General features: G+C 35.5%; 18 protein-coding genes and 3 pseudogenes. 16 read left to right on the forward strand and 5 right to left on the reverse strand.

Going from position 1 to position 21,358, the window contains the following annotated elements; genetic code table 11:
* Positions 1-4 precede the first annotated feature (4 nt).
* The gene (locus MOC86_RS25180; RefSeq protein WP_268586645.1) at positions 5-1,576 is read left to right on the forward strand and encodes a sugar hydrolase; all 1,572 of its coding nucleotides are present in this window, start codon (positions 5-7) and stop codon (positions 1,574-1,576) included.
* Positions 1,577-1,605: 29 nt separating this feature from the next.
* On the opposite strand, the gene MOC86_RS25185 is transcribed toward MOC86_RS25180, so the two are convergent.
* The gene (locus MOC86_RS25185) at positions 1,606-2,592 is read right to left on the reverse strand and encodes an AraC family transcriptional regulator (RefSeq protein ID WP_268586646.1); all 987 of its coding nucleotides are present in this window, start codon (positions 2,590-2,592) and stop codon (positions 1,606-1,608) included.
* Positions 2,593-2,895: 303 nt separating this feature from the next.
* On the opposite strand from MOC86_RS25185, the gene MOC86_RS25190 reads away from it, so the two are divergent.
* From MOC86_RS25190 to MOC86_RS25215, 6 genes and pseudogenes are all read left to right on the forward strand, one after another.
* Complete coding sequence (locus tag MOC86_RS25190) at positions 2,896-3,471, forward strand: TetR/AcrR family transcriptional regulator (protein WP_268586647.1); 576 nt, start codon at positions 2,896-2,898, stop codon at positions 3,469-3,471.
* 121 nt (positions 3,472-3,592) lie between these two features.
* Positions 3,593-4,612, forward strand: a complete 1,020-nt coding sequence (locus tag MOC86_RS25195) for a quercetin 2,3-dioxygenase (protein WP_268586648.1) — start codon at positions 3,593-3,595, stop codon at positions 4,610-4,612.
* Positions 4,613-4,691: 79 nt separating this feature from the next.
* Positions 4,692-6,077, forward strand: coding sequence for an MFS transporter (locus MOC86_RS25200; protein ID WP_268586649.1), 1,386 nt, complete (start codon positions 4,692-4,694; stop codon positions 6,075-6,077).
* A gap of 287 nt (positions 6,078-6,364) precedes the next feature.
* Complete coding sequence (locus tag MOC86_RS25205; RefSeq protein ID WP_268586650.1) at positions 6,365-7,318, forward strand: nucleoside hydrolase; 954 nt, start codon at positions 6,365-6,367, stop codon at positions 7,316-7,318.
* Positions 7,312-8,270, forward strand: a pseudogene (locus MOC86_RS25210) (nucleoside hydrolase). The gene MOC86_RS25205 and the pseudogene MOC86_RS25210 overlap by 7 nt, the downstream one beginning before the upstream one ends.
* Before the next feature lie 154 nt (positions 8,271-8,424).
* On the forward strand, positions 8,425-9,117 hold the full coding sequence (locus MOC86_RS25215) for a metal-dependent hydrolase (protein ID WP_268586651.1): 693 nt from the start codon (positions 8,425-8,427) through the stop codon (positions 9,115-9,117).
* A gap of 164 nt (positions 9,118-9,281) precedes the next feature.
* Here the strand turns inward: MOC86_RS25215 and MOC86_RS25220 are convergent, their stop codons facing one another.
* Together MOC86_RS25220 and MOC86_RS25225 are read right to left on the reverse strand one after the other, a co-directional pair.
* A complete protein-coding gene (locus tag MOC86_RS25220; protein ID WP_268586652.1) occupies positions 9,282-9,974 on the reverse strand; it encodes an LrgB family protein in 693 nt (230 codons plus the stop codon).
* Entirely contained in the window at positions 9,944-10,348 is a 405-nt protein-coding gene (locus tag MOC86_RS25225; protein WP_268586653.1) for a CidA/LrgA family holin-like protein, read from the reverse strand. Before MOC86_RS25225 ends, MOC86_RS25220 begins: the two co-directional genes overlap by 31 nt.
* Positions 10,349-10,530: 182 nt before the next feature.
* On the opposite strand from MOC86_RS25225, the gene MOC86_RS25230 reads away from it, so the two are divergent.
* Positions 10,531-10,968 carry a MarR family winged helix-turn-helix transcriptional regulator gene (locus tag MOC86_RS25230; protein ID WP_268586654.1) on the forward strand — a complete coding sequence of 146 codons (438 nt, stop codon included), beginning with the start codon at positions 10,531-10,533 and terminating at the stop codon, positions 10,966-10,968.
* 219 nt (positions 10,969-11,187) lie between these two features.
* On the opposite strand, the gene MOC86_RS25235 is transcribed toward MOC86_RS25230, so the two are convergent.
* Entirely contained in the window at positions 11,188-11,763 is a 576-nt protein-coding gene (locus MOC86_RS25235) for a LysE family transporter (RefSeq protein ID WP_268586655.1), read from the reverse strand.
* A gap of 139 nt (positions 11,764-11,902) precedes the next feature.
* Between MOC86_RS25235 and MOC86_RS25240 the strand changes: the two genes are divergently transcribed.
* From MOC86_RS25240 to MOC86_RS25255, 4 genes are all read left to right on the forward strand, one after another.
* Positions 11,903-12,775, forward strand: coding sequence for a LysR family transcriptional regulator (locus MOC86_RS25240; RefSeq protein WP_268586656.1), 873 nt, complete (start codon positions 11,903-11,905; stop codon positions 12,773-12,775).
* Positions 12,776-12,918: 143 nt separating this feature from the next.
* Positions 12,919-13,452 (forward strand): hypothetical protein, encoded by a 534-nt coding sequence (locus tag MOC86_RS25245; protein WP_268586657.1) that lies wholly within the window; start codon positions 12,919-12,921, stop codon positions 13,450-13,452.
* A 154-nt stretch (positions 13,453-13,606) separates the two neighbouring features.
* Complete coding sequence (locus tag MOC86_RS25250) at positions 13,607-14,008, forward strand: GNAT family N-acetyltransferase (protein ID WP_419146687.1); 402 nt, start codon at positions 13,607-13,609, stop codon at positions 14,006-14,008.
* 275 nt (positions 14,009-14,283) lie between these two features.
* A complete protein-coding gene (locus MOC86_RS25255) occupies positions 14,284-15,879 on the forward strand; it encodes a glycoside hydrolase family 32 protein (RefSeq protein ID WP_326847763.1) in 1,596 nt (531 codons plus the stop codon).
* A 280-nt stretch (positions 15,880-16,159) separates the two neighbouring features.
* Here the strand turns inward: MOC86_RS25255 and MOC86_RS25260 are convergent.
* A pseudogene (locus MOC86_RS25260) lies at positions 16,160-17,458 on the reverse strand (APC family permease).
* Positions 17,459-17,609: 151 nt separating this feature from the next.
* Here MOC86_RS25260 and MOC86_RS25265 point away from each other — a divergent pair.
* The 4 genes and pseudogenes from MOC86_RS25265 (at position 17,610) to MOC86_RS25280 (ending at position 21,344) form a co-directional block, all read left to right on the forward strand.
* Positions 17,610-18,067: pseudogene (locus tag MOC86_RS25265) on the forward strand (Lrp/AsnC family transcriptional regulator).
* A gap of 402 nt (positions 18,068-18,469) precedes the next feature.
* On the forward strand, positions 18,470-19,231 hold the full coding sequence (gene pxpA, locus MOC86_RS25270; RefSeq protein ID WP_268586659.1) for a 5-oxoprolinase subunit PxpA: 762 nt from the start codon (positions 18,470-18,472) through the stop codon (positions 19,229-19,231).
* 22 nt (positions 19,232-19,253) lie between these two features.
* Entirely contained in the window at positions 19,254-20,486 is a 1,233-nt protein-coding gene (locus MOC86_RS25275) for an NRAMP family divalent metal transporter (RefSeq protein ID WP_419146685.1), read from the forward strand.
* A gap of 66 nt (positions 20,487-20,552) precedes the next feature.
* Entirely contained in the window at positions 20,553-21,344 is a 792-nt protein-coding gene (locus MOC86_RS25280; protein WP_268586660.1) for a putative hydro-lyase, read from the forward strand.
* Positions 21,345-21,358: the final 14 nt, after the last annotated feature.

Below are 21,358 nucleotides of genomic sequence, written 5' to 3' on the forward strand. Positions count from 1 at the left end.
CAAAATGGTAAGCATTCAACAAGCTAAACAACATACAATTGAACACAATGTGGATTTTATAAAAAAGGCGAAAGATTTAAAACCGGCTTTAATTCGTGACATCATTTATCCCAGTCACTTTGTAGAAGTAGTAAGAAATGTGGATGTTGTTCATGGTTGGGAAGTAAAAAAGAAAGAAAAGGCTTCTTCACTTTCTTCAAAAACTTACGGAAAAGGAGATCAGTTTATTCTTGATTTCGGTACTCACCAAGTAGGTTATATTAAAATGACAGTCACGCCTATCGGTAGCCCCCCAGATGCACCATTACATCTTAAGTTAACATTTGGAGAGATGCCTATTGAAATGGCAGAGCCTTTTTCAACCTATAGCGGCTGGATTAGTAGCTCTTGGCTTCAAGAAGAAACGATGTATATTGATGTGTTACCAAATGATATCGAGCTATCCCGTCGCTACAGTTTCCGCTACGTCAAAGTTGAAGTATTAGATACGTCTACAAAATATAAGGTCACATTTGACGATATTCAGTGTCATACTGTAACGTCTGCTAATCCTAGTGAGGTTCCTTCTTTTTCTTATAAGGATCAACTGATTCATACAATTGACAAAGTAAGTATGAAAACATTACAAGATTGTATGCAAGAAGTGTTTGAAGATGGGCCAAAGCGTGATAGACGGTTATGGCTAGGTGATTTAAGATTACAAGCACTCGCAAACTATAAAACATTCCAAAATAATGATTTAGTAAAGCGATGCTTATATTTATTTGCAGGGGTAACAAATACAAATGGTCAAGTAACGGCAAATCTATTCATCTCACCAAAGTTAATTCCAGATGACACATATCTGTTTGATTATTCATTGCTCTTTGTGACAACACTGCATGATTACTACTTTTATGTGAAAGATGAAAATACGTTAAAAGACTTGTGGCCTACTGCTTATCAACAAATTGAAATTGCTCTAACAAGACTCAATGAACAACACATTGTCCAAGATAGTAAGACATGGTGGTCGTTTATTGATTGGAATGATGATTTAAATAAGCAAGCCGCCTCTCAAGCTATTCTAATCTATGCGATCAAGCATGCGATTAAATTAGCAGAAGTTTTAGAAGATGAAAAAGTGACATGTCTAAAACAACAGTTAAAGGAAATTACAGAAGCTACTAAACGTCATTTATGGGATGAAGATAAGAAGTTTTTTATAAGTGGGGAAAATCGTCAAGTTTCATGGGCAAGTCAAATTTGGATGGTGTTAGCCGAAGTACTAGGTCCAAAAGAGAATAACGAACTCCTCCATCGTTTACTTTCAGAGAAACCTGAAATCGGGATTACAACGCCGTATATGTATCACTACTTGGTAGAAGCCTTATTATTAGTAAATGAGAAAGAAAAAGCTGTTAAACAAATCAAAACATATTGGGGTGAAATGGTTAAAGATGGAGCTGACACGTTTTGGGAACTTTATAACCCAGAAAATAAAAGCTTTTCTCCATATGGAAGTCCACTCATTAACAGCTATTGTCATGCTTGGAGTTGCACACCAACTTACTTTATTCGCGAATATAATATGTAAATCAAAAGAAATAACCTCTACATGAGAGGTTATTTCTTATTTTTCCGGAAATGACTTGGCGTTTGACCAAAATGTTTTTTGAATTTACGGTAGAGAAAGCTTGGGCTTTCATAGCCAACTTCATAGGCAATTTCATCTATACTTTTATCTGTATGTTGTAGCATGGTAGAAGCGTGAATCATTTTTTGGGTATGCACAAGCTCTAAAAATGTTTTTCCTGTTCGCTCCTTCAACATGTTTCCAAGATAGTTTGGATTAAAGTTAAATTCCTTTGCAATAGCTGTTAGTGTACAGTCTCGATAATGATGTTCGATATAAGATAAAATATCAACAATGTTTGCTCGACTTGTTTTTTTATGAAATTCAAAGTTTTTATCGAGTTGATAGACGCGCATAAGTTCAGTAAATAGAATAGGGAGGTAATAGTTTACCATTGCAAGAGAGTGTTCTTGTTTACTGAAAAATTCACAAAAAATATTTTTTATAATATATTGTAAATTTTCGTTATGCTGAGAGTGAAATAAAAGATACTTGTCATGCTTTTGATTTTCTGAAACCGCATTTGCTAAAAAATCAGCCACAATTCCACTGTTACTAAGTCGTCCTAAAAAGATTTTTGAGAAGGTCTCTTTTTTCATAATAATATTTACTAATATATCTTGTTCACCAAGTGCTGAAATACTGTGCGGAACATCTTGATCTAATAAACAAATTTGACCTTGCTCTAATAAAACACTTTGGCCGTTAATTTGTTGATAACATATGCCTGAATAAACATAATTAAGCTCTATAAAGGAATGAATGTGAAGTGGCATATTAGCGAAGCGGTGATGTTTATTAATAAAGACAGGTCCGTTATCAAAAAAGTAGAAGTCTTGCATGCGAGGGATTGTGCCTTCTGATTCTACAACTAATTCATTTCCATCAAAATCGTTAACGTTTTCTCCTGTTTTTATTTGAATTTCTTCGATTCGATCCAGTTTTCGTAAATAGTGATCTAACTCTTGATGATTCATAATGATCCCCCTTTGTCTGTATTCATTTGTTTATATCCCTACTAGTATTGTAATGAATTTTAAGATAAAGAAGGAAGATCCTTTGCCAAAAGATAAAAAAATATGTACTATCGTAGTTATATCAAGGTATTTATTGAGTGAAGTGGAATATAAGGTTTATAAAGAAAACATAAAATATAAGGCCTTTGCCTAAAAGAGATGAAAAAAGCTTGCATTTGGCTATTAAGAGTAGTTTTTGACATTTGAACGTTCGTTTTCTATACTTAAACCGATTGGTCTTCATAATGGGTAGGAGGAAGTTTGATGAAAGTGAAAGGTGAAGCAAGAGAACGAATTATTCAAACAGCAGCATATCTTTTTCAATTGCAAGGATATCACGCAACAGGTTTGAATCAAATTATAAAAGAAAGTGGATCACCTCGAGGCTCTGTTTATTATCACTTTCCTAATGGAAAAGAGGAGCTAGCAATTGAAGCTGTAAAATATACAGGTGAATATATTGAAAAACAAATTAAAGAGAGCATGGCAAAAAGCTTAGATCCTGTTGAAGCCATTCAACATTTTATAAGTGTAACAGCTAACCAGTTTAATGATCCAAAACATATTGAAGGAATTCCTGTTGGATTATTAGCAAGTGAAACAGCCCTCATTAGTGAACCTTTACGATGTACATGTGTGGAAGTTTTTAAAACTTGGGCTGATATTTTTGCTGATAAATTAATGCAATATGGATATGAAAAGGACGAAGCAGAAGAGCTTGGAATGACTATCAACTCGATGATTGAAGGCGGCGTTATGTTTTCGCTAGCACACAAAGATAAAGAACCGCTTCTTCTTATTTCAAATCAAATCCCATATATTTTACGAAAAAAAGGGTAGCATTTTGTTACTCTTTGCTTTATAATCAAAAATTGTAGACCGGTCGGTACACAAAAATATGTAGATTGGTCTATTATAAATATAACTATATAGATCGGTCTAATATAGAGGAGGAAATATAATGGCAACATTAACAAGTAAATTACCAAAAGAAAAAGTACCTTATTTATTACGAAATGGGGAGGGTCCGCGCTATCTCTTTGGACGTCAAGTAGCTACAATTATGGCAAATGGAAAAAGCACAGGCGATATGTTTGAAATTGTCTTACTTGCAGGTGGCAAAGGAGATGCTTTTCCCCTTCATCTTCATAAAGAAACACATGAAGGCATTCTTGTTTTAGATGGAAAAGTAGAACTCATCCTTAATGGAGAAAAACATCTTCTTGTATCAGGAGATTATGCTCAAATTCCAGCAGGCACAACTCACAGCTATACAATGCAAAGCCATCGTACTCGTCTTGTTTCATATACAATGAAAGGAAATGTTGCGAACTTCTATGCTGAAATTGGGACACCTTATGAGCATGTGGAACATCCTCCATATGGAGAAGAATTAGCATATGAGCGTTTCTTGCAAGGTGCAGCTGTTTCAGACATTGAGTTTGTATCAAACGAACAAAGCGTAGAAGGAGAAGCAAAACTTGTAACAAATGCAACACGTCCTGAGGAAGTTGTTCCATATGTCCTTGAATCTGGAGAAGGTGATCGTCTTCTAACAGGTGACCAGCTTCATCGAATTGTTGCGGCACAAACAAATACAGATGGACAATTTATCGTTGTTTCATCTGAAGGACCAAAAGGCGATCGCATCGTTGATCATTATCATGAACATCATACAGAAACATTTTATTGCCTAGAAGGTCAAATGACAATGTGGGCAGATGGGGAGGAAATTCAGTTGAATCCTGGAGACTTTCTGCACGTTCCAGCTCATACTGTTCATTCATACCGTTTAGATTCTCCATATACAAAAATGGTAGGAGTACTTGTATCAGGTCTGTTCGAACCATTTTTCCGTACTTTAGGTGATAAGTACGAGGGTCATATTTTCCCAGCTGAACCTCAGCCACTTCGTTTTGATCGAGTAGTTGCAAATATCCATAATCTTGATTTAAAGATGGCGAATCAAGAGAACAAATGAAAATGATAAAGGTTAGAGAGAGAGTTCTCTCTAACCTTATTTAATTAAACGTTGTTCTAAATTAGAAAGAGGGAAAACAATGAAAGAAACGATCCTAGAAAACAATGAAAGTCGGAAAAGAAAACTTATTTTAATTTTGGCCTTTGCAATGGTTATTTCAGTCATGAACTCAACGATGTTTAATATTGCTCTTCCAACGATTACAGAGGAATTTCACCTTCAGCCATCACAAGCAGGGTGGATTGTAACAGGTTATATTGTTGTATATGCAATTGGATCTGTTATGTTTGGAAAGCTTGCTGACAAGTATGAACTGAAAAATTTATTAACCGTTGGATTACTTATTTTTGCGGTTGGTTCATTAATCGGATTTTTAGCCCCGAGTTTTTGGTTTGTTTTAGCAGGCCGTATCTTGCAAGCTATGGGTGCTTCTGTTATGCCTGCTACATCAATGATTATTCCAACTCGCTATTTTACACCTGAAACAAGAGGAAGAGCATTAGGAATTACATCATCTGCAACAGCGTTTGGAACAGCTGTCGGACCTATTGTGGCAGGGCTTGTTACAAACTTTATAAGCTGGCACTATCTTTTTGTAATTTCGCTTCTTATTCTTATTGCACTCCCATTCTTTCGAAGCTTCTTAGATAGTGAGGAAGAAAAAGTGAAAAGTAAGACAGATTTAATTGGAGCCTTTTTACTGGCAGGAACGCTTGCTTTTCTTCTGCTGGCCATTACACAAGGATCTTTATTGCTTGCGTTTATTGGAATTGTTTTTTTTGCTTTATTTCTTTGGAGAATTCGTACAACAGAAAATCCATTTATTCAAGGTTCTTTATTTAAGAATAGAAGCTTTTCAGCAGGACTTCTTGTTTCAGCTTTAAGTTCAGGAATTGGCTTTGGTATTCCATATCTCACCCCTTTATTACTTCAAGGAATCAATGGCTTGTCCCCATTATTAAGTGGGCTTGTTATGTTTCCTGGAGCTGTTTTAGCCGCTCTACTAGGGAGAAAAGGAGGTAAGTTAGCAGATCAGAAAGGAAATGGATTTGTCGCATATACAGCTTTATTATGCTTTTTCTTAGGCTATGGAGTTTTATCCATTATTGCAGGTTCATCTCCATATTTAATTATGGTTGTTCTTCTTCTTGCTTATGTTGGCCAAACGTTTATTCAAATCGCATTAGGAAACACTGTGTCGCGTTCACTTCCAAAAGAACAAGCAGGAGTAGGCATGGGGATTTTCATGATGATGAATTTTATTGCTGGAGCAACGGCAACAACCTTAATTAGTAAAGCACTAGAAATTAAAGATGCAAGTCTTCAACTTAATCCATTCTTACTAGAACATAATAGCTTGAACTACAGTAATATTTATGCTGTTCTCACTGTCCTAATTGTGATTGTCACGCTTATTTATAGCAGTAACTTTAAGAGACGGAAGTCAGAAAGTTATGAAAATTAATCAGGAATCAAAAGAGTAAACAAATTTTTATATAACAATAGTGATAACAATCGAGAAAAAGAAGAGATCATAGTCATTAATTATAGAAATATCGTTTTTGTCGGAGTATTGTAAAACAAAAAGCTTTTAAGGATGGTACCCCTTAAAAGCTTTTTATTTTGGATAATAAATTCGTGGCTTTTTACTTATAATATTTTCTGAAAATATATTGACATAATTTAATGATACATTATACGTTTATAAAGTTAGGATTATTTAAAAAGTTCATAAAAGGGGATGAAGATAAGATGAAAAAGAAAATATACTTCAATCATGATGGCGGTGCCGATGATTTAGTGTCATTATTTTTATTACTACAGATGGAGAATGTGGAACTTACAGGCGTTTCTGTTATTCCAGCGGATTGTTATTTAGAACCTGCGATGTTTGCAAGTCGTAAAATAGTTGACCGTTTTGGTGACGGTAATCTAAGTGTAGCTGAATCAAATTCACGCGGGAAAAACCCTTTTCCAAAAGACTGGCGTATGCACGCATTTTATGTTGACGCTCTACCTATCTTAAACGAATCTGGGAAAGTGGTAACAAAAGTAGCGGATAAACCGGCGCATCTTCATCTAATAGAAACACTTTATGCAACTGAAGAAAAGACAACGTTACTATTTACAGGTCCACTAACAGACCTTGCTCGTGCATTAGACGAAGCACCTGAAATTGAGAAGAAAATTGAGCGACTTGTTTGGATGGGCGGAACGTTTCGTGAAGAGGGAAATGTTCATGAACCAGAACATGATGGAACAGCAGAATGGAACGTATTTTGGGACCCCGAAGCAGCTGGACGTGTTTGGGACAGCAGTATAGAGATTGATTTAGTCGCACTTGAAAGTACAAATCAAGTACCACTCACTTTAGATGTACGTGAGCGCTGGGCAGCGGAGCGTAAACATCTTGGCGTTGATTTTCTTGGTCAGTGCTACGCAATGGTGCCACCGCTTGTTCATTTTTCAACAAATTCAACTTATTATCTATGGGATGTGTTAACAACTGCGTTTGTTGGTAATCCTGAGCTTGTGAAAGTGGAGCGAATTAACAGCATCGTACATAGAGAGGGACCAAGCCAAGGGCGGACAGTTGAAACTTCTGATGGGCGACCTGTAAATGTAGTGTATGACGTTGATCGCGATGCTTTCTTCGAATACATAACAGGATTAGCAAAGAAAGTGATGGAGGATGTTCCATGCTAGAGAAAAAACGAGTTATTATTGATACAGATACAGCTGGTGATGACACAATTTCAATCTTAATGGCTCTTCATTATTTTAAAGTTGAAGGAATTATGATAACAGGTGGTAACGTTCAATTTCAGCAACAAGTTGAAAATGCACTTTACACCATTCAAGTTGGGGGGAAAAGCGGAAAAGTCCCTGTTTATAAAGGATGTGAAGGCCCAATAATGGGATTTGATGAAAGTCAACATCGAACAGTTGAAGATGTGCATGGAAAAGATGGAATGGGAGATTCGTTTTTTGAAAAAGCAATCCAGCCTCCTGAGGAAGGACATGCGGTAGATTTTCTTATTGAAACCATTCATACAAATCCAGGAGAAATTCATTTATTAGCGATTGCGCCGTTAACAAATATTGCAATGGCAATAAAAAAAGATCCAGCTATCGTTCCTAAAATTCCTCATTTGTACATTATGGGTGGTACAAATGAGGAATTTTAGGAAATATTACACCAAGCGCAGAATATAATTTTTTTGTGGATCCTGAAGCAGCAAAAATTGTGCTTCATTCAGGTATTCCTATTACAATGGTTGGTTGGGAAATGTGTACAAAGTATTCCATTATGGATGATAATGACCATCGTGAAATTGAAGCTCTTTCAACAAAGGGTGCGCAATTTTTCAAAGATGTAAATAAAGTAGTTATGAAATTTAATAAAAGCGTTCATAAGTTAAATGGAACAACTCATCCAGATACATTACTAGCTGCTGTTGCAGCAAACGAAGGAATTATGACAGAGTCAAATCTATATCACGTAGATGTTGAAACAGTTGGTGAACTCACAAGAGGGTACAGTCTTGTGGATATTAATAATCGTTTAGAACGCTTCAAAAATGTAAGAGTTTGTGAATCTATTGATCGGAGTGCGTTTAAAGCAATGTTACTTGAGGTATTGCGTTCAATAGATTAGCCTCCTTGTTGTAAATAGGGGCAGCATTTCAAATTCTAGTAAGTGTTGAATAGTATCCCAAACATATTATTTGGCAAGTATGGACAAACTGTTTTACTATAAATATAAATAAGGATCAGCATATATTAGAAAGATAAATAAAGGAGGCAGTATAATGAAAATTACATATTATGGCCAATCAACTATTATCATCGAAACGAATGAAAAATCTCTTATTATCGATCCATTTATTAGCGGCAATGAAGCGGCAAAAGTGAGCGTTGAAGATATTAAAGCAGATGCTGTTCTTTTGACACACGCTCATGCAGATCATATCTTGGATGCAGCACCTATTTCTAAAGCAAATAATGCTCCAGTTGTTTCTAATCCAGAGTTGGCTGCATATATGTCTTGGAAAGGTGTAGAGAAAACAATTGGGATGAACATTGGAGGAACTTTAGATCTTGAGTTTGCAAAAGCAAAGATGACTCATGCTTTCCATAGTTCAGGTATTATTGATGAAGAGAATAAGAATATTCTTTATGGCGGCATGCCAAGTGGGTTTATTGTCGAAGCTGAAGGAAAAACAATTCTTCATGCTGGAGATACTGGGCTTTTTGGGGACATGAAAATGATTGGAGACAGACATGATATTGATATCGCGTTTGTACCAATTGGTGACCATTATACAATGGGACCAGAAGATGCTGTACAAGCTGCTGAATGGTACCAAGCTAAATTAATTATTCCTATTCATTACAATACTTTTCCTGCTATTGAACAAGATGGAGATGCTTTTGTGAAAGCATTGGAAGAGCGTGGCTTGAAAGGGAAAGTGCTTGAAGTTGGAGAAAGTGTAGAATTGTAATCAAATCAAAGACCTCTCAATGAAGTATAATAAAAACACCTTTTTGTTAATAGAAGATAACAAAAAGGTGTTTTTTAGTTGAGAAAAAGACGTAGAAAATAGTTTTCATGGTGAGCGAAGCTCTTTTTTTCTTGTGATTCAATTGAAACCTTACCTATTGTTCGTTAAATATGAAAAACCCATACTACAATTGGGCCAAATATAGATCCAAGCAAAGCGCTTAGTGTCATAGATACAGAACTCATCGAAACAGCTAATTCACCATACTCAATTGTTTTAGCAGTACCGAGCGCATGTGAGGCACTTCCGAACGCAATTCCTTTTCCAAGAAAGCTATGGATACGCACCCATTTTAAAATGGATGGCCCAATAACAACGCCAGAAATACCGGCAATCATGACAAAGACCGCTGTCATAGAAGGAACTCCGCCTAAACTTGTCGTAATTTGGATAGCTACAGGAGTTGTAATGGACTTTGGAAGAATTGATAAAATTAAATCGCGATTAATCCCAAATGCTTCTGCAAACAAGAGTCCGCTTACCATTCCAAACAGCATGCCAATAAACACACCAGTAAAAATAGGGAAAATATTATTCATTAAAATTTTGCGGCTATTATAGAGTGGGTAAGCTAATGCTACAACGCCAGGTCCAAGCAAAGAATTAATCCATTTGCCACCAACCATATAATTTTCATATGAAATGTGAAAAACTAATAGAAGTAAAACAATGGTGATCGTTGTTGTAATAACAGGAAGAAAAATAGGATATGAAAAACGCGTGTATAGTTTTGTCATGACTAAGTAAGCACTAATGGTTACTAGAATTATACTGATCGCGATAAGTGTTTGTTGCATTCTTTTCTCTTCTTTCGTTTTTTTGTTTTAGTTTCGATAAATTGACTAGCAACTCCAGCAGCAATCATCGTTATAATCGTACTCATTATAACGACTATAAATAAGATACCGCCGCTAATGGAGAATAGAGATGGATAGTTGATAATACCGACCATAGAGGGGATAAATAATAACGGTAAAAAGGACAATAAAAAACTTGCTCCATCTTCAACAACTTTAACAGGAACAATTTTGTATGATAAACAAATAATTAACAAAATAAGACCAATAATACTACCAGGAATAGGGATATGAAAAAAGTGATGAAGAGCTTCTCCAACGATTGAAAAAACATATAAAATGATAATTTGTAAGATAATGCGTATTCCTTTCATAAGAAAAAGTTGTTCTTCCCTTAAGAACAACCTGCCTCCTTTCAAAACATGATAAAAATCAAGATTCGCTTTATTTTCCATCTTTTTTCTTGTATGATACAAGTATATAGTTGTATTATACAAGTAGATCTTTATTTGTCAATAACGAACTGCAACAGAGCTATTCTTTTGGAGGGAATTCTGTGGAAAGAGAAAACAAAAAAGCAATTGAGCAGATTGAATATGAACTTACAACTTTTATAAGACGAGCGGTTTACAAAGATAACTCAGAAAATAAAATAGGGGACTTAGAGCGAGCTGTTTATTTATTACTAAGGCAGTTAGAAGAGTTTGGACCAGCCCGTTTAACAACGTTGGCAGATTCTTTTAAATTAGATATTTCAACACTATCTAGACAAGCTTCTGCCGTAGAAGCTAAAGGGTTAATCTCCCGTTTTTCAGATCCTTCAGATCGGCGTGGGAGTTTATTTCAAATTACAGAGCTAGGGAAAGAAAAGCTTTTAGCGGATAAGAGAATGAGAATACAGCGCTATCAAGATATGTTGAAAGACTGGTCTAGTGAAGAACAAAAATTGTTTGGTGAGCTTTTAGTACGTTTAAACGAGGCATTTATTGATTAAACATCGTTATGAATAAACAAACTTTAATTGTATATATCAATACTTCCTAATATAAAGTTAATTTATCCTATATCAAGCAGGAGAGCGATTTTTTGTTGTAATGCCCCTTTAAGGTCAAAATGAAGAAATTCATCTCTTTATGTGAACTTATTCTAGAAATGCATTTCATTATAAATGTTAAAGCAAGCTCGTTCCTTTATAAAGGAACGAGCTTGCTTTTTAGAAAATCGTAATAGCGGAATAAATGAGCAATAAACACATTACTATATTTATGGTCTTATTGTATTTGGAAAAAATCTTTTTAAAAGCCGATCCGAACACGGCCCATAATAGTAGTGCTACACAACCTATTACGATCGTTAAAGACATAAAAAAGAGGATCGTGATATTTGAACGACTATAAGGAAGTACGAACGTTGACATAGCCGTTAAAAAATACAATATACTTTTTACATTAAGAATTTGAAAGAATAGACCTGAAAAGAAAGAAGACTGATTATCAATACCTTCGTCCTTTCCCCCCTTAGAAAAAGCAATCTTCCATGCTAAATAGAGTAAATATACAGCTCCAACGACTTTAAAATAAGGTTCTATCATTGGCATCCATTTGTACAAACTTGTAGTTAATAATGAGGTCAAAATCCCTAGAACAATAAATCCTGAAAGTATACCAATGTTAAAAGGAAGAGATCTTTTAAATCCAAATTTTCTTGCTTCATTCATCATCAAAAGATTACTTGGACCAGGTGTAATCGATGTAATAATGATATAGGAAAGGAATGCTGTAAAATTCATTTCGTTAATCTGTCCTCTCAATAAAAAATAGTTGAATAAGTTACGTGACTTATTGTAATATGCATTTATCTATTAGTGAAATTGAAATTATAAATAACTAATATCATTTTTTTGAATATATGAAAGGAGATTATGAAGGATGGAAATAAGACAACTTCTCACTTTTCGAACGATTGTTGATGTTGGAAGTTATACAAAGGCTGCTGCAAAATTAGGGTACACTCAGTCAACTATTACTTCTCATATTCAAGCGTTAGAAAGGGAGATTGGCGGAGAATTATTCACTTATGTTAAACGAGAATTAAACTTAACCTCTTTAGGAAAAGAATTAATTCCTTTAGCTGATGAATTGTTGCAAACGTATAACCGTATAGCTCAAATGAAAAATCATAACACAATAAGCGGAGAGTTAAAGATTGCTGCCCCTGAATCATTAACGATTTCTCGTCTAGGCCCTATTCTTAGAGAATATTCTAGTAAATATCCAGACGTTAAGATTATATTGAGTAACGGAACTTGCGGGAAAAATCAAAAGGACCTTATGAGTGGCTATGTTGACGTTGCTTTTATGATTTGGCCAGAGTTAGACGTAAATGATTGTATTCATCATCAATTACACAAAGAAGAAATCGTTATAATAACGAGTCCAGATAAAAATCAACACTTTGATTATTATAAAAACAAAGAAACCACAGACTTCTTTATTACAAATGAAAAAGGATGTAGCTATCGTTCTATGTTTGAAACATACCTTACTCATCATAAGCTTCCTAAATTTCAAACAATGGAACTGTGGAGTTTAGAAGCAATTAAGCAATCTGTAATAAGTGGGTTAGGGTTTGCTGTATTACCTTATGTTACAGTGAAAAATGAGGTTGAACAGGGGTTATTAAATGTGATGAAGCACAATGAAAAATTCGAGCCTATTTACTCACACTTACTTGTCAAATCAAAGAAGTGGCAGGCTCCTGCAGTTGAAAAATTTATTGAGTTAACATTAGAGGCTATATAGATTAATGAATAAGTGAAAAGGAATAGGAACGTAATGTTCATAAAAATCGCCTGACAATTTTTCCATGATTTGAGAAATAGGAAGTGCTTTCGAAAAAAGTAATATATAATAGGAGGAAACTTGTTGAAAGGAAATGTTTGCCGATGTACGATCCAACTGTTTTTGATAATTTAAAAGTTGCATTTGAAAACGAACTATATGACCTTGATAATCTTGAGGAGGAAATCACCATTGTTTCTCGTAAAGATACATTGGAAATGTCGATCATGGCAAAGGAATTTCGGCTAGGATTCCAGCTTTCTGATGAGCATGCGGTTACTGCGGAGGTGTGTTTGTACGCTTCCTTACAAGACCTCGCTAGTGAGATTTTAGAAGAGCCTAACAGCAACCCGAGCTGCACGCTTCGTTTGTTCTTTTACGTAGACATCGATCGAAATAAGGTAGAAGCACAGTGTTCGAAAATTGAAAAAGGGCTCGGAGATATTTGGACACAGCAAAACCCACCAAAGCAGACTTTGCAATATCAGTACGGCAGAGAAAAGACTATTCATAATACAATAGAAATCAATTTTGATCGTAAAATAAACGAGAATCATATGGAAGATATTCCAAATGTGATTGAGCATATGCTTCATTCCTTAGAAATGTTAACAGATATATATAAAGAGGCTCTATAATATGCTTTTTAAGTACTAGTACACTTACTTTATATATTGATGTGGGAAAGCGTAAAAGTGATGAAACGCTTGACTGCTAAAGGAGGCATCTCAATTGGAGCAGAAACTAGAGTTCAGAATAGCTGCTGAACAGGATTTAGTGCAGATTGTCGCAATGCTTGCTGACGATGTTTTAGGAAATAAGCGTGAGCGTTATGAGCAACCACTTCCAGAAAGTTATATTAAAGCATTTCAGGCTATTAGGGATGACCCTAATAATGAGTTAGTAGTAGCTGTTGACGGAAATAAAATTATTGGCGTCCAACAAGTTACTTTTACCCCATATATTACACATCAAGGTGGATGGAGAGCTACAATTGAGGGCGTGAGAACCTTGTCTTCTGTACGCAGTAAAGGTGTAGGCACTAAGCTTATCAAGTGGGCTATTCAACGTGCAAAAGAACGTGGTTGTCACTTAATACAATTAACAACAGATAAAAAAAGAGATGATGCTTTGCGCTTTTATAAACATTTAGGTTTTCAAGCAACACATGAAGGATTAAAAATGAAACTGTAATAGGTTTATTAAGATAATGAGTTTGATAGTTGATAAGATAATGTAAAAAAGTCGGTTCTTAACATAGAGGAATTCGACTTTTTTATCTTATGTAAATAAGAGAACAATCTTTGTGAAAGCGGTTGACATATGGTATCGGTTGACATATCATACTAATTGAAAGCGCTTTAATTTAGCGTGGTACCAGTTTTTAAATACAATAGTTACTAAGTTTATGATTTTAGTCATCTCAGAGATTTATCGTACATGAAGTACTAAATTAAGGGAGAGAGATGATGAGAAATATTTATCGTTTAGGAACAGTTATTACGAGTGTTACATTAGTATCTAGTTTGTTTTCTTATCCCACAAGTTCGGCAGCCAAAGATTCTAGACAAGTCAAAGGAATACAGGAATTAAAAGGACTTCAAATGAATATTAAAAATCCTTATTATAATGAGCTTTATCGTCCACAATTCCACTTTACTCCAAATCAGAATTGGATGAATGATCCTAATGGATTGGTTTATTACAAAGGGGAATATCATCTTTTTTATCAATACAACCCCAAAGGAAACACATGGGGAAATATGAGCTGGGGTCATGCCGTCAGCAAGGATCTTTTACATTGGGAGCATCTTGATGTAGCTATGAAACCTGATGAATTAGGGATGATTTTTTCAGGTAGTATTGTTGTTGATAAACATAATACGAGTGGACTTTTCAAAAAAGGTTCGGGCGGATTAGTTGCTATTTTTACTCATGCAGGAGATACGCAACAGCAGAGCATTGCCTATAGTGAAGATAATGGGAGAACATGGAGTAAATATAATGGAAATCCTGTTATTGAAAATCCGGGGATTGCGGATTTTCGTGATCCAAAGGTTTTTTGGCACGATGATACAAACAAGTGGGTTATGGTAATAGCAGCTGGTAAACGTATACAACTCTACTCTTCACAAAATCTAAAGAACTGGGAATATATGAGTGAATTTGGTGAAGGTATGGGGGCTCAAGGGGGCGTTTGGGAATGCCCTGATTTATTTGAAATACCTGTAGATGGAAACCCAAATCATACAAAATGGGTATTACAAGTAGACCTTAATCCAGGGGCAGTTGCTGGTGGTTCAGGTGGACAATATTTTGTAGGAGATTTTGATGGGGAAACCTTTAAAACTGAGCAGAAAGCAGAAGAAATCAATTGGATGGACTATGGAAAGGATTTCTATGCTGCTCAATCTTGGGATAATACGAAGCAGCGACGGATTCTAATGGCTTGGATGAATAATTGGAATTATGCGGAAAAAATCCCTACATCTCCTTGGCGTAGCGCTATGACGCTTCCTCGAGAAGTAGGATTAAAGACCATAGAAAATGGTGAAGTTTTACTTACTCAGAAGCCAGTACAGGAAATGAAGAAAATAAGAGAGAAAAAATACCAATTAAAAAACCGTAATATTCAATCAGGCAACATTAGGTTTCCAAAGATAGACGGACAAACGCAGGAAATTGTAGCTGAATTTGAATTAGGGTCAGCAGATGAGTTTGGCTTTTATGTTCGAAAAGGACATGGAGAATTTACGAAAATTGGATATGATGTAAAAAGGAAAGAATTATTTGTTGACCGTACAAAATCTGGACAGACAAACTTCAGCGAGGATTTTCCTGGCATTTATGCGGCCCCCTTAAAATCTGCAGGTAACAAAGTTAAAATGCATATTTTTGTTGATCGTTCTTCTGTTGAAGTCTTTGGAAATGATGGAGAAAGAGTGCTTACAAATCAAATTTTTCCTGAACCTGAAAGTGACAATTTGGAAGTTTATGCAAGGAATGGAGAGGTTCATATCTCTTCCTTAAACGCATATGAATTAGATAGCACTTGGAATAATTAAATAAATTCACAACAAAGTAAGCCTTCGTTCCTATTGAGCAAAGGCTTTTCTTTTTGATGAGTTGCTTTCTACACAAACTCTCTTTTTAAGTTTTAAGAGTGAAAATCTGTGAGAGCTCCTTTCTTCATATTTCTCTAAGAAAGAAATATGAAGAAAGGAGCAATAGTATAGTAAAGTTAGTGAACAGTTACTCTAATATTATTTAGTTGAATATTGTTCTAAATGAATACATATAAATAAAAAATGATGCTAAGTTTCCATACGTTCATAGCTTAAAAAATTAAAGATTTTGAAATCCTTTCTTCTGTTTCCGATTCTTCCTCCAAATGTAAAACAAGCAACATCCTCCTACACTTATTGGAATAAATAAAAAAGCTCCTATAAATACATAAGAAATCAAACATAACATGCAAGCTATAAGGGCAAATATTTTACCGATGAGATGTTTAATTAATTTGATTCCTGCTGCAGCTCCAACAATATAAGTTGCAATTCCTAGAGAGTTCGGAATAAAGACAAGTTGCTCTAATCCTATATTAAAAACATAACTTGTGAGTAAACCAACACCAGCAATTCCTCCGACTATTAATACAGCTCGTGCAGGAGTGGTATGCTTTTTATTTATTTTTCGTAAGTAAGAAGGAGCAAAGTTATTTTAAGCTAAGGAATATCCTAATCGACTCATGCTAGCGATAAAAGCATTCATCGTTCCTAAGCAAATAATAAAAGCAACAATAGCCGTAATCCAGCTTCCGTTTGTTCCAATACCTTTTCTTATGACTTCAGAGAGAGCGGCATGATTTATCGCCTCATGTATATTGTTACTATCCATAGAGTAGGAGTGTGTACCAATTACAGCAAAAGCGACCCCTACATAGAGAATCCCAACAACAATAATAGCTCCTAACGTTGATAAAAGGATATTTCTTTTCCTCGGCTGTTTAAACTCAGGAGCCAGACTAGAAATAGCTTCCCATCCAAAAAAAGACCAAAAGATAAGCATGATACTTTGTGCGATAGAAGGAAAAGTAGAAGGTTCAAGGCTCCATTTTAAATTCTTATAATCAACAGAAGGTAAAGCAAGGAGGGTAGCTGCTAACAAAATTAAAAGAGTAAGCACAGCAATTAGAAGCTGAAGCTTTCCACTTGTTTTTAGTCCAAAATAGTTTGAAGTTACGGATATAATAAGCAAAATAAATGCAACAAGATAAGCGGCAGAATGAGGCAAACCAAAAGAGAAGGCAATATAAGTTCCGCCTGTAAGAGATACAATAATTTGTCCAACACTTCCAGCAATAAAGAAAAACCAGCCTACTAATGCTCCTGTATAATATCCAAAGGCTTTGCGAGCAAATGTGGCAACACCTCCTGAACTAGGATAATCAATTGATAAAAATGCAAATGTGTAAGCTAAAGGAATACTTAGAAATACCATTATAATCCAAGCGATAAGAGCGTTTGGACCTGCAATTCCTCCTGTCATACCTGGCAATATTAAAATTCCAGATCCTAAAACAGCTCCAACATATAACGCAATACCTTGACTAGTTGATATGGTTTCTTTCAATGAATGACTCAAGTTATTTCCTCCATTTCTAAATGTTTAATAGCATTATAGTAAAAAATGCAGTATATTTATATTCATAATTGTACAAATATTGAAACTTAGCTTTCCGGTTTGTATAGAAATACGATAAATAATGAGCAAAAGAGAAAAAGGGGGGAAGAACATGGATCATATTGACTATAAAATCTTAGAGCTTCTTCAAAGAGATAGCAGAATTACAATTATTCAGTTATCAAGAGAATTACATCTTAGTCGTCCAAGTATAAATAACGGTTAAAACGTCTACATGAAAATGGAGTTATTGAAGGCTTTACAACTCTCATTTCACCAGAAGCTATCGGAAAAAGTGTGCAAGCCATCATCCAAATTGGGAATTTGAAATGTGGATGTCGCCACTTTGAAGAAAAAATAAAAGAGGAAAAGGCTATTCTTGAATGTCATAGAGTGACTGGAACAAGTAGTTATTTTATGAAAACAGCTGTTGCTACCACTCGGCACTTGGAAGATTTAGTAGATCGTCTGGTTCCTTTTGGACAAGTAAATACATCTATCATTTTATCCACCTCAGTTGCTAATCGTCCTTTATTACCTGAAATGAAACAAAATTCAGTCGACTCTTAATCATTTACAAGAAGTTCTTTCAGAGAACTTCTTTTTTTATGTATTGCAACAAATAAATTTGTATATAAAGACCATAATGAATGCTAAATAGATGAGAGCGAACCGATATAAGAGAAGGAAATCTAACATGTAATCATGATTAATTGTTTTAACTACAAAAATAAAACAAAATCCTTAAAAGAATAGGAAGTAAAAACATAACAAAAGATAGACTTTGTCAAATGTTCTGACATATATATTGTTTATGTTACATGCTAGTGTTAGAATTTAAGAGTGACCAAATAACGGTACTACAGTTCCGAAAAACGGAACAAACTACTAACATTTAACAGAATATTCTGTTTTGAGTGCTAGAGCTTGGTCGGACTTTAATTTTATAAGGACATAAGAGGGGGAAAGAGGATGAATAGAGTTGATTTGAACTGTGACTTAGGGGAAAGTTTTGGGGCTTATCGTATTGGCAATGATGAAGAGATTTTGGATTTTGTAACATCTGTGAATGTTGCTTGTGGCTTCCATGCTGGAGATCCTAGCGTTATGCGAAAAACAGTTGAGCTTGCTGCACAGAAAGGGGTTCAAATTGGGGCGCATCCAGGTCTTCAAGATTTAATTGGATTTGGTCGCCGTAATCTTTCAATTACTGCTCAAGAAGCCTATGATATTGTTGTGTATCAAATTGGAGCGCTAGATGGCTTTTTAAAAGCGGAAGGGCTTAGGATGCAGCATGTTAAACCACATGGAGCACTTTATAATATGGCAGCTAAAGATAAAAATTTATCAAAAGCAATTGTGAAAGCTATTTATAACATAAACGCTGACCTTATTTTATTCGGCTTAGCAGGAAGTGAACTTATTAAATCAGGAAAAGAAATTGGATTACGTACAGCAAGTGAAGTGTTTGCTGATCGGACATATCAAAGCGATGGCTCGTTAACAGCAAGAAGCGAAAAGAATGCGCTTATTGAAAATGACGATGAAGCCCTAGCACAAGTCGTTCGGATGGTGAAGGAAGGAAAAGTGAAGTCTCAGCAAGGCGTTGATGTTTCACTGCAAGCAGATACAATTTGTATTCATGGAGATGGCGCACATGCATTAGAATTTGCTCGTCGTATCCAAGGATCATTAACAACTTCTGAAATCGAAGTGAAGGCGATTTCGAGCTAAGTATAGATAGGGGGAAATGGAATTGGAGCCAAAGAAAAAAAATACACCAAAGAAAGAGCTTTCTGCTGCACCAAAAGTTAATTGGTCACTTATGTTAGGAGCGGCATTCTTAATGGCCACATCAGCAATTGGCCCAGGATTTTTAACACAAACAACGGTTTTTACACAAAAACTCGCAGCAAGTTTTGGATTTGTTATTTTAATCTCGATTATTCTCGATATTTTTGCTCAGACAAATGTTTGGAGAATTATTGCAGTTTCTGAAAAAAGAGGACAAGACATCGCAAATATGGTGTTACCAGGTTTAGGATACGTATTAGCTGCGTTAATTGTTATTGGTGGACTTGCTTTTAATATTGGGAATATCGCTGGAGCAGGTCTTGGGTTAAATGCTATCACTGGCATCTCACCAACAGTAGGAGCCGCAATTAGTGCTATTATTGCCGTTTTAATTTTCGTCGTCAAAGAAGCTGGAAAAGCGATGGATAAGTTTACGCAAATTGCGGGATTTGTCATGATTGGTTTAATGATTTATGTAGCTTTCACAACATCACCACCTGTTGGAGAAGCAGTCGTAAAAACTTTCGCACCAGACAAAATTGATTTTGTAGCGATTGTGACACTTGTTGGTGGAACGGTTGGAGGATATATTACGTTTGCTGGTGGACACCGTTTATTAGATGCAGGAGTCAAAGGCGTAGATGCATTACCACAAGTAACAAAAAGCTCGGTTACTGGAATTTTAATTACGTCTGTTATGCGCATTGCTTTGTTTTTAGCTGTTCTGGGCGTTGTAGCAAAAGGACTTCCAATTGATGCAGGGAATCCTCCAGCATCCGTATTCCAACTAGCAGCAGGAAACATCGGTTACAAAATTTTTGGAATTGTCATGTGGTCTGCGGCTATTACATCTGTAGTCGGAGCAGCATATACATCGGTTTCTTTTATCAGAACATTCAGCCAAAAACTCGATAAAAATGCAAATTGGATTATTATCGGATTTATTATTATTTCTACTGTTTGCTTTGTTCTAATTGGAAAACCTGTTAAAGTACTTCTTCTTGTTGGGGCTCTCAATGGTTTAATTCTTCCTATTGCCCTTGGAACATTGCTCATTGCGGCGTACAAAAAGAGCATTGTTGGTGACTATAAACATCCTTTATGGTTAACAATTTCAGGTATCTTTGTTGTTGTTGTCATGGCCTTAATGGGTGGGTATACACTAGTTGATCAAATTCCACAGCTATTTAAGTAAGCTAAGCGCCTGCATGTAAAGATTATTGCTATATGTAGGCGACTATTGTTTTAGGAGGAGATTTTAGTGGAAAACTTATCTCAAAAAACACCATCAGAAATTCGGAATTTAATTCGTGAAGGTAAACTTGTGCAGCCAACAGCAGGAATGGCAAACGGATATGCTCAAGCTAATCTAGCAATCTTAAAAAAAGAACATGCCTTTGATTTTCTTCTATTTTGTCAACGTAATCCTAAATCTTGTCCTCTTTTAGATGTAACAGAGGTTGGCTCTCCTTTTCCAAAGTTCGCTTCATCTTCAGGAGATATTCGCACAGATATCCCAAAATATCGAATTTATAGAGAAGGAGAACTTACGGAGGAAGTAACAGATATTACAGAGTATTGGGAAGACGATATGGTTGGTTTTTTAATTGGATGCAGCTTTACCTTTGAACATGCTCTTTTAAATAACGATATTTCAGTTCGTCATATTGAGGAAGAGTGCAATGTTCCGATGTATAAAACAAACATCCCCTGTGTTGAAGGGGGCATTTTCCGAGGGAATATGGTAGCAAGTATGCGTCCTATTCCTCACAAAGATGTTGTAAGAGCAGCACAAGTAACATCACGCTTTCCTTCTGTTCATGGAGGACCTATTCATATCGGAGACCCACACGTTATTGGTATTCAAGATATTAATACTCCTCATTTTGGAGATTCAGTGACAATTAAAGAAGGAGAAACACCGGTATTTTGGGCATGTGGTGTCACTCCACAAGCTGTTGCAATGGAAACAAAGCCACTTATTATGATTACGCATGCACCAGGACATATGTTTATTACAGACATTCGCGATGAGAAGCTTGGCGTTTTATAGAAAAAGAGGTGAAA

This window comes from Priestia endophytica, from assembly GCF_026790145.1.
GTDB lineage: Bacteria > Bacillota > Bacilli > Bacillales > Bacillaceae_H > Bacillus_I > Bacillus_I endophytica_A.

What these genes read in the sequence shown, in the direction of transcription:
- MOC86_RS25180 (WP_268586645.1), top strand. Translation starts at nt 5, where the DNA reads ATGGTAAGCATTCAACAAGCTAAACAACATACAATTGAACACAATGTG.
- MOC86_RS25185 (WP_268586646.1), bottom strand. Translation starts at nt 2,592, where the DNA reads ATGAATCATCAAGAGTTAGATCACTATTTACGAAAACTGGATCGAATC.
- MOC86_RS25190 (WP_268586647.1), top strand. Translation starts at nt 2,896, where the DNA reads ATGAAAGTGAAAGGTGAAGCAAGAGAACGAATTATTCAAACAGCAGCA.
- MOC86_RS25195 (WP_268586648.1), top strand. Translation starts at nt 3,593, where the DNA reads ATGGCAACATTAACAAGTAAATTACCAAAAGAAAAAGTACCTTATTTA.
- MOC86_RS25200 (WP_268586649.1), top strand. Translation starts at nt 4,692, where the DNA reads ATGAAAGAAACGATCCTAGAAAACAATGAAAGTCGGAAAAGAAAACTT.
- MOC86_RS25205 (WP_268586650.1), top strand. Translation starts at nt 6,365, where the DNA reads ATGAAAAAGAAAATATACTTCAATCATGATGGCGGTGCCGATGATTTA.
- MOC86_RS25215 (WP_268586651.1), top strand. Translation starts at nt 8,425, where the DNA reads ATGAAAATTACATATTATGGCCAATCAACTATTATCATCGAAACGAAT.
- MOC86_RS25220 (WP_268586652.1), bottom strand. Translation starts at nt 9,974, where the DNA reads ATGCAACAAACACTTATCGCGATCAGTATAATTCTAGTAACCATTAGT.
- MOC86_RS25225 (WP_268586653.1), bottom strand. Translation starts at nt 10,348, where the DNA reads ATGAAAGGAATACGCATTATCTTACAAATTATCATTTTATATGTTTTT.
- MOC86_RS25235 (WP_268586655.1), bottom strand. Translation starts at nt 11,763, where the DNA reads ATGAATTTTACAGCATTCCTTTCCTATATCATTATTACATCGATTACA.
- MOC86_RS25240 (WP_268586656.1), top strand. Translation starts at nt 11,903, where the DNA reads ATGGAAATAAGACAACTTCTCACTTTTCGAACGATTGTTGATGTTGGA.
- MOC86_RS25245 (WP_268586657.1), top strand. Translation starts at nt 12,919, where the DNA reads ATGTACGATCCAACTGTTTTTGATAATTTAAAAGTTGCATTTGAAAAC.
- MOC86_RS25250 (WP_419146687.1), top strand. Translation starts at nt 13,607, where the DNA reads ATGCTTGCTGACGATGTTTTAGGAAATAAGCGTGAGCGTTATGAGCAA.
- MOC86_RS25255 (WP_326847763.1), top strand. Translation starts at nt 14,284, where the DNA reads ATGAGAAATATTTATCGTTTAGGAACAGTTATTACGAGTGTTACATTA.
- pxpA (WP_268586659.1), top strand. Translation starts at nt 18,470, where the DNA reads ATGAATAGAGTTGATTTGAACTGTGACTTAGGGGAAAGTTTTGGGGCT.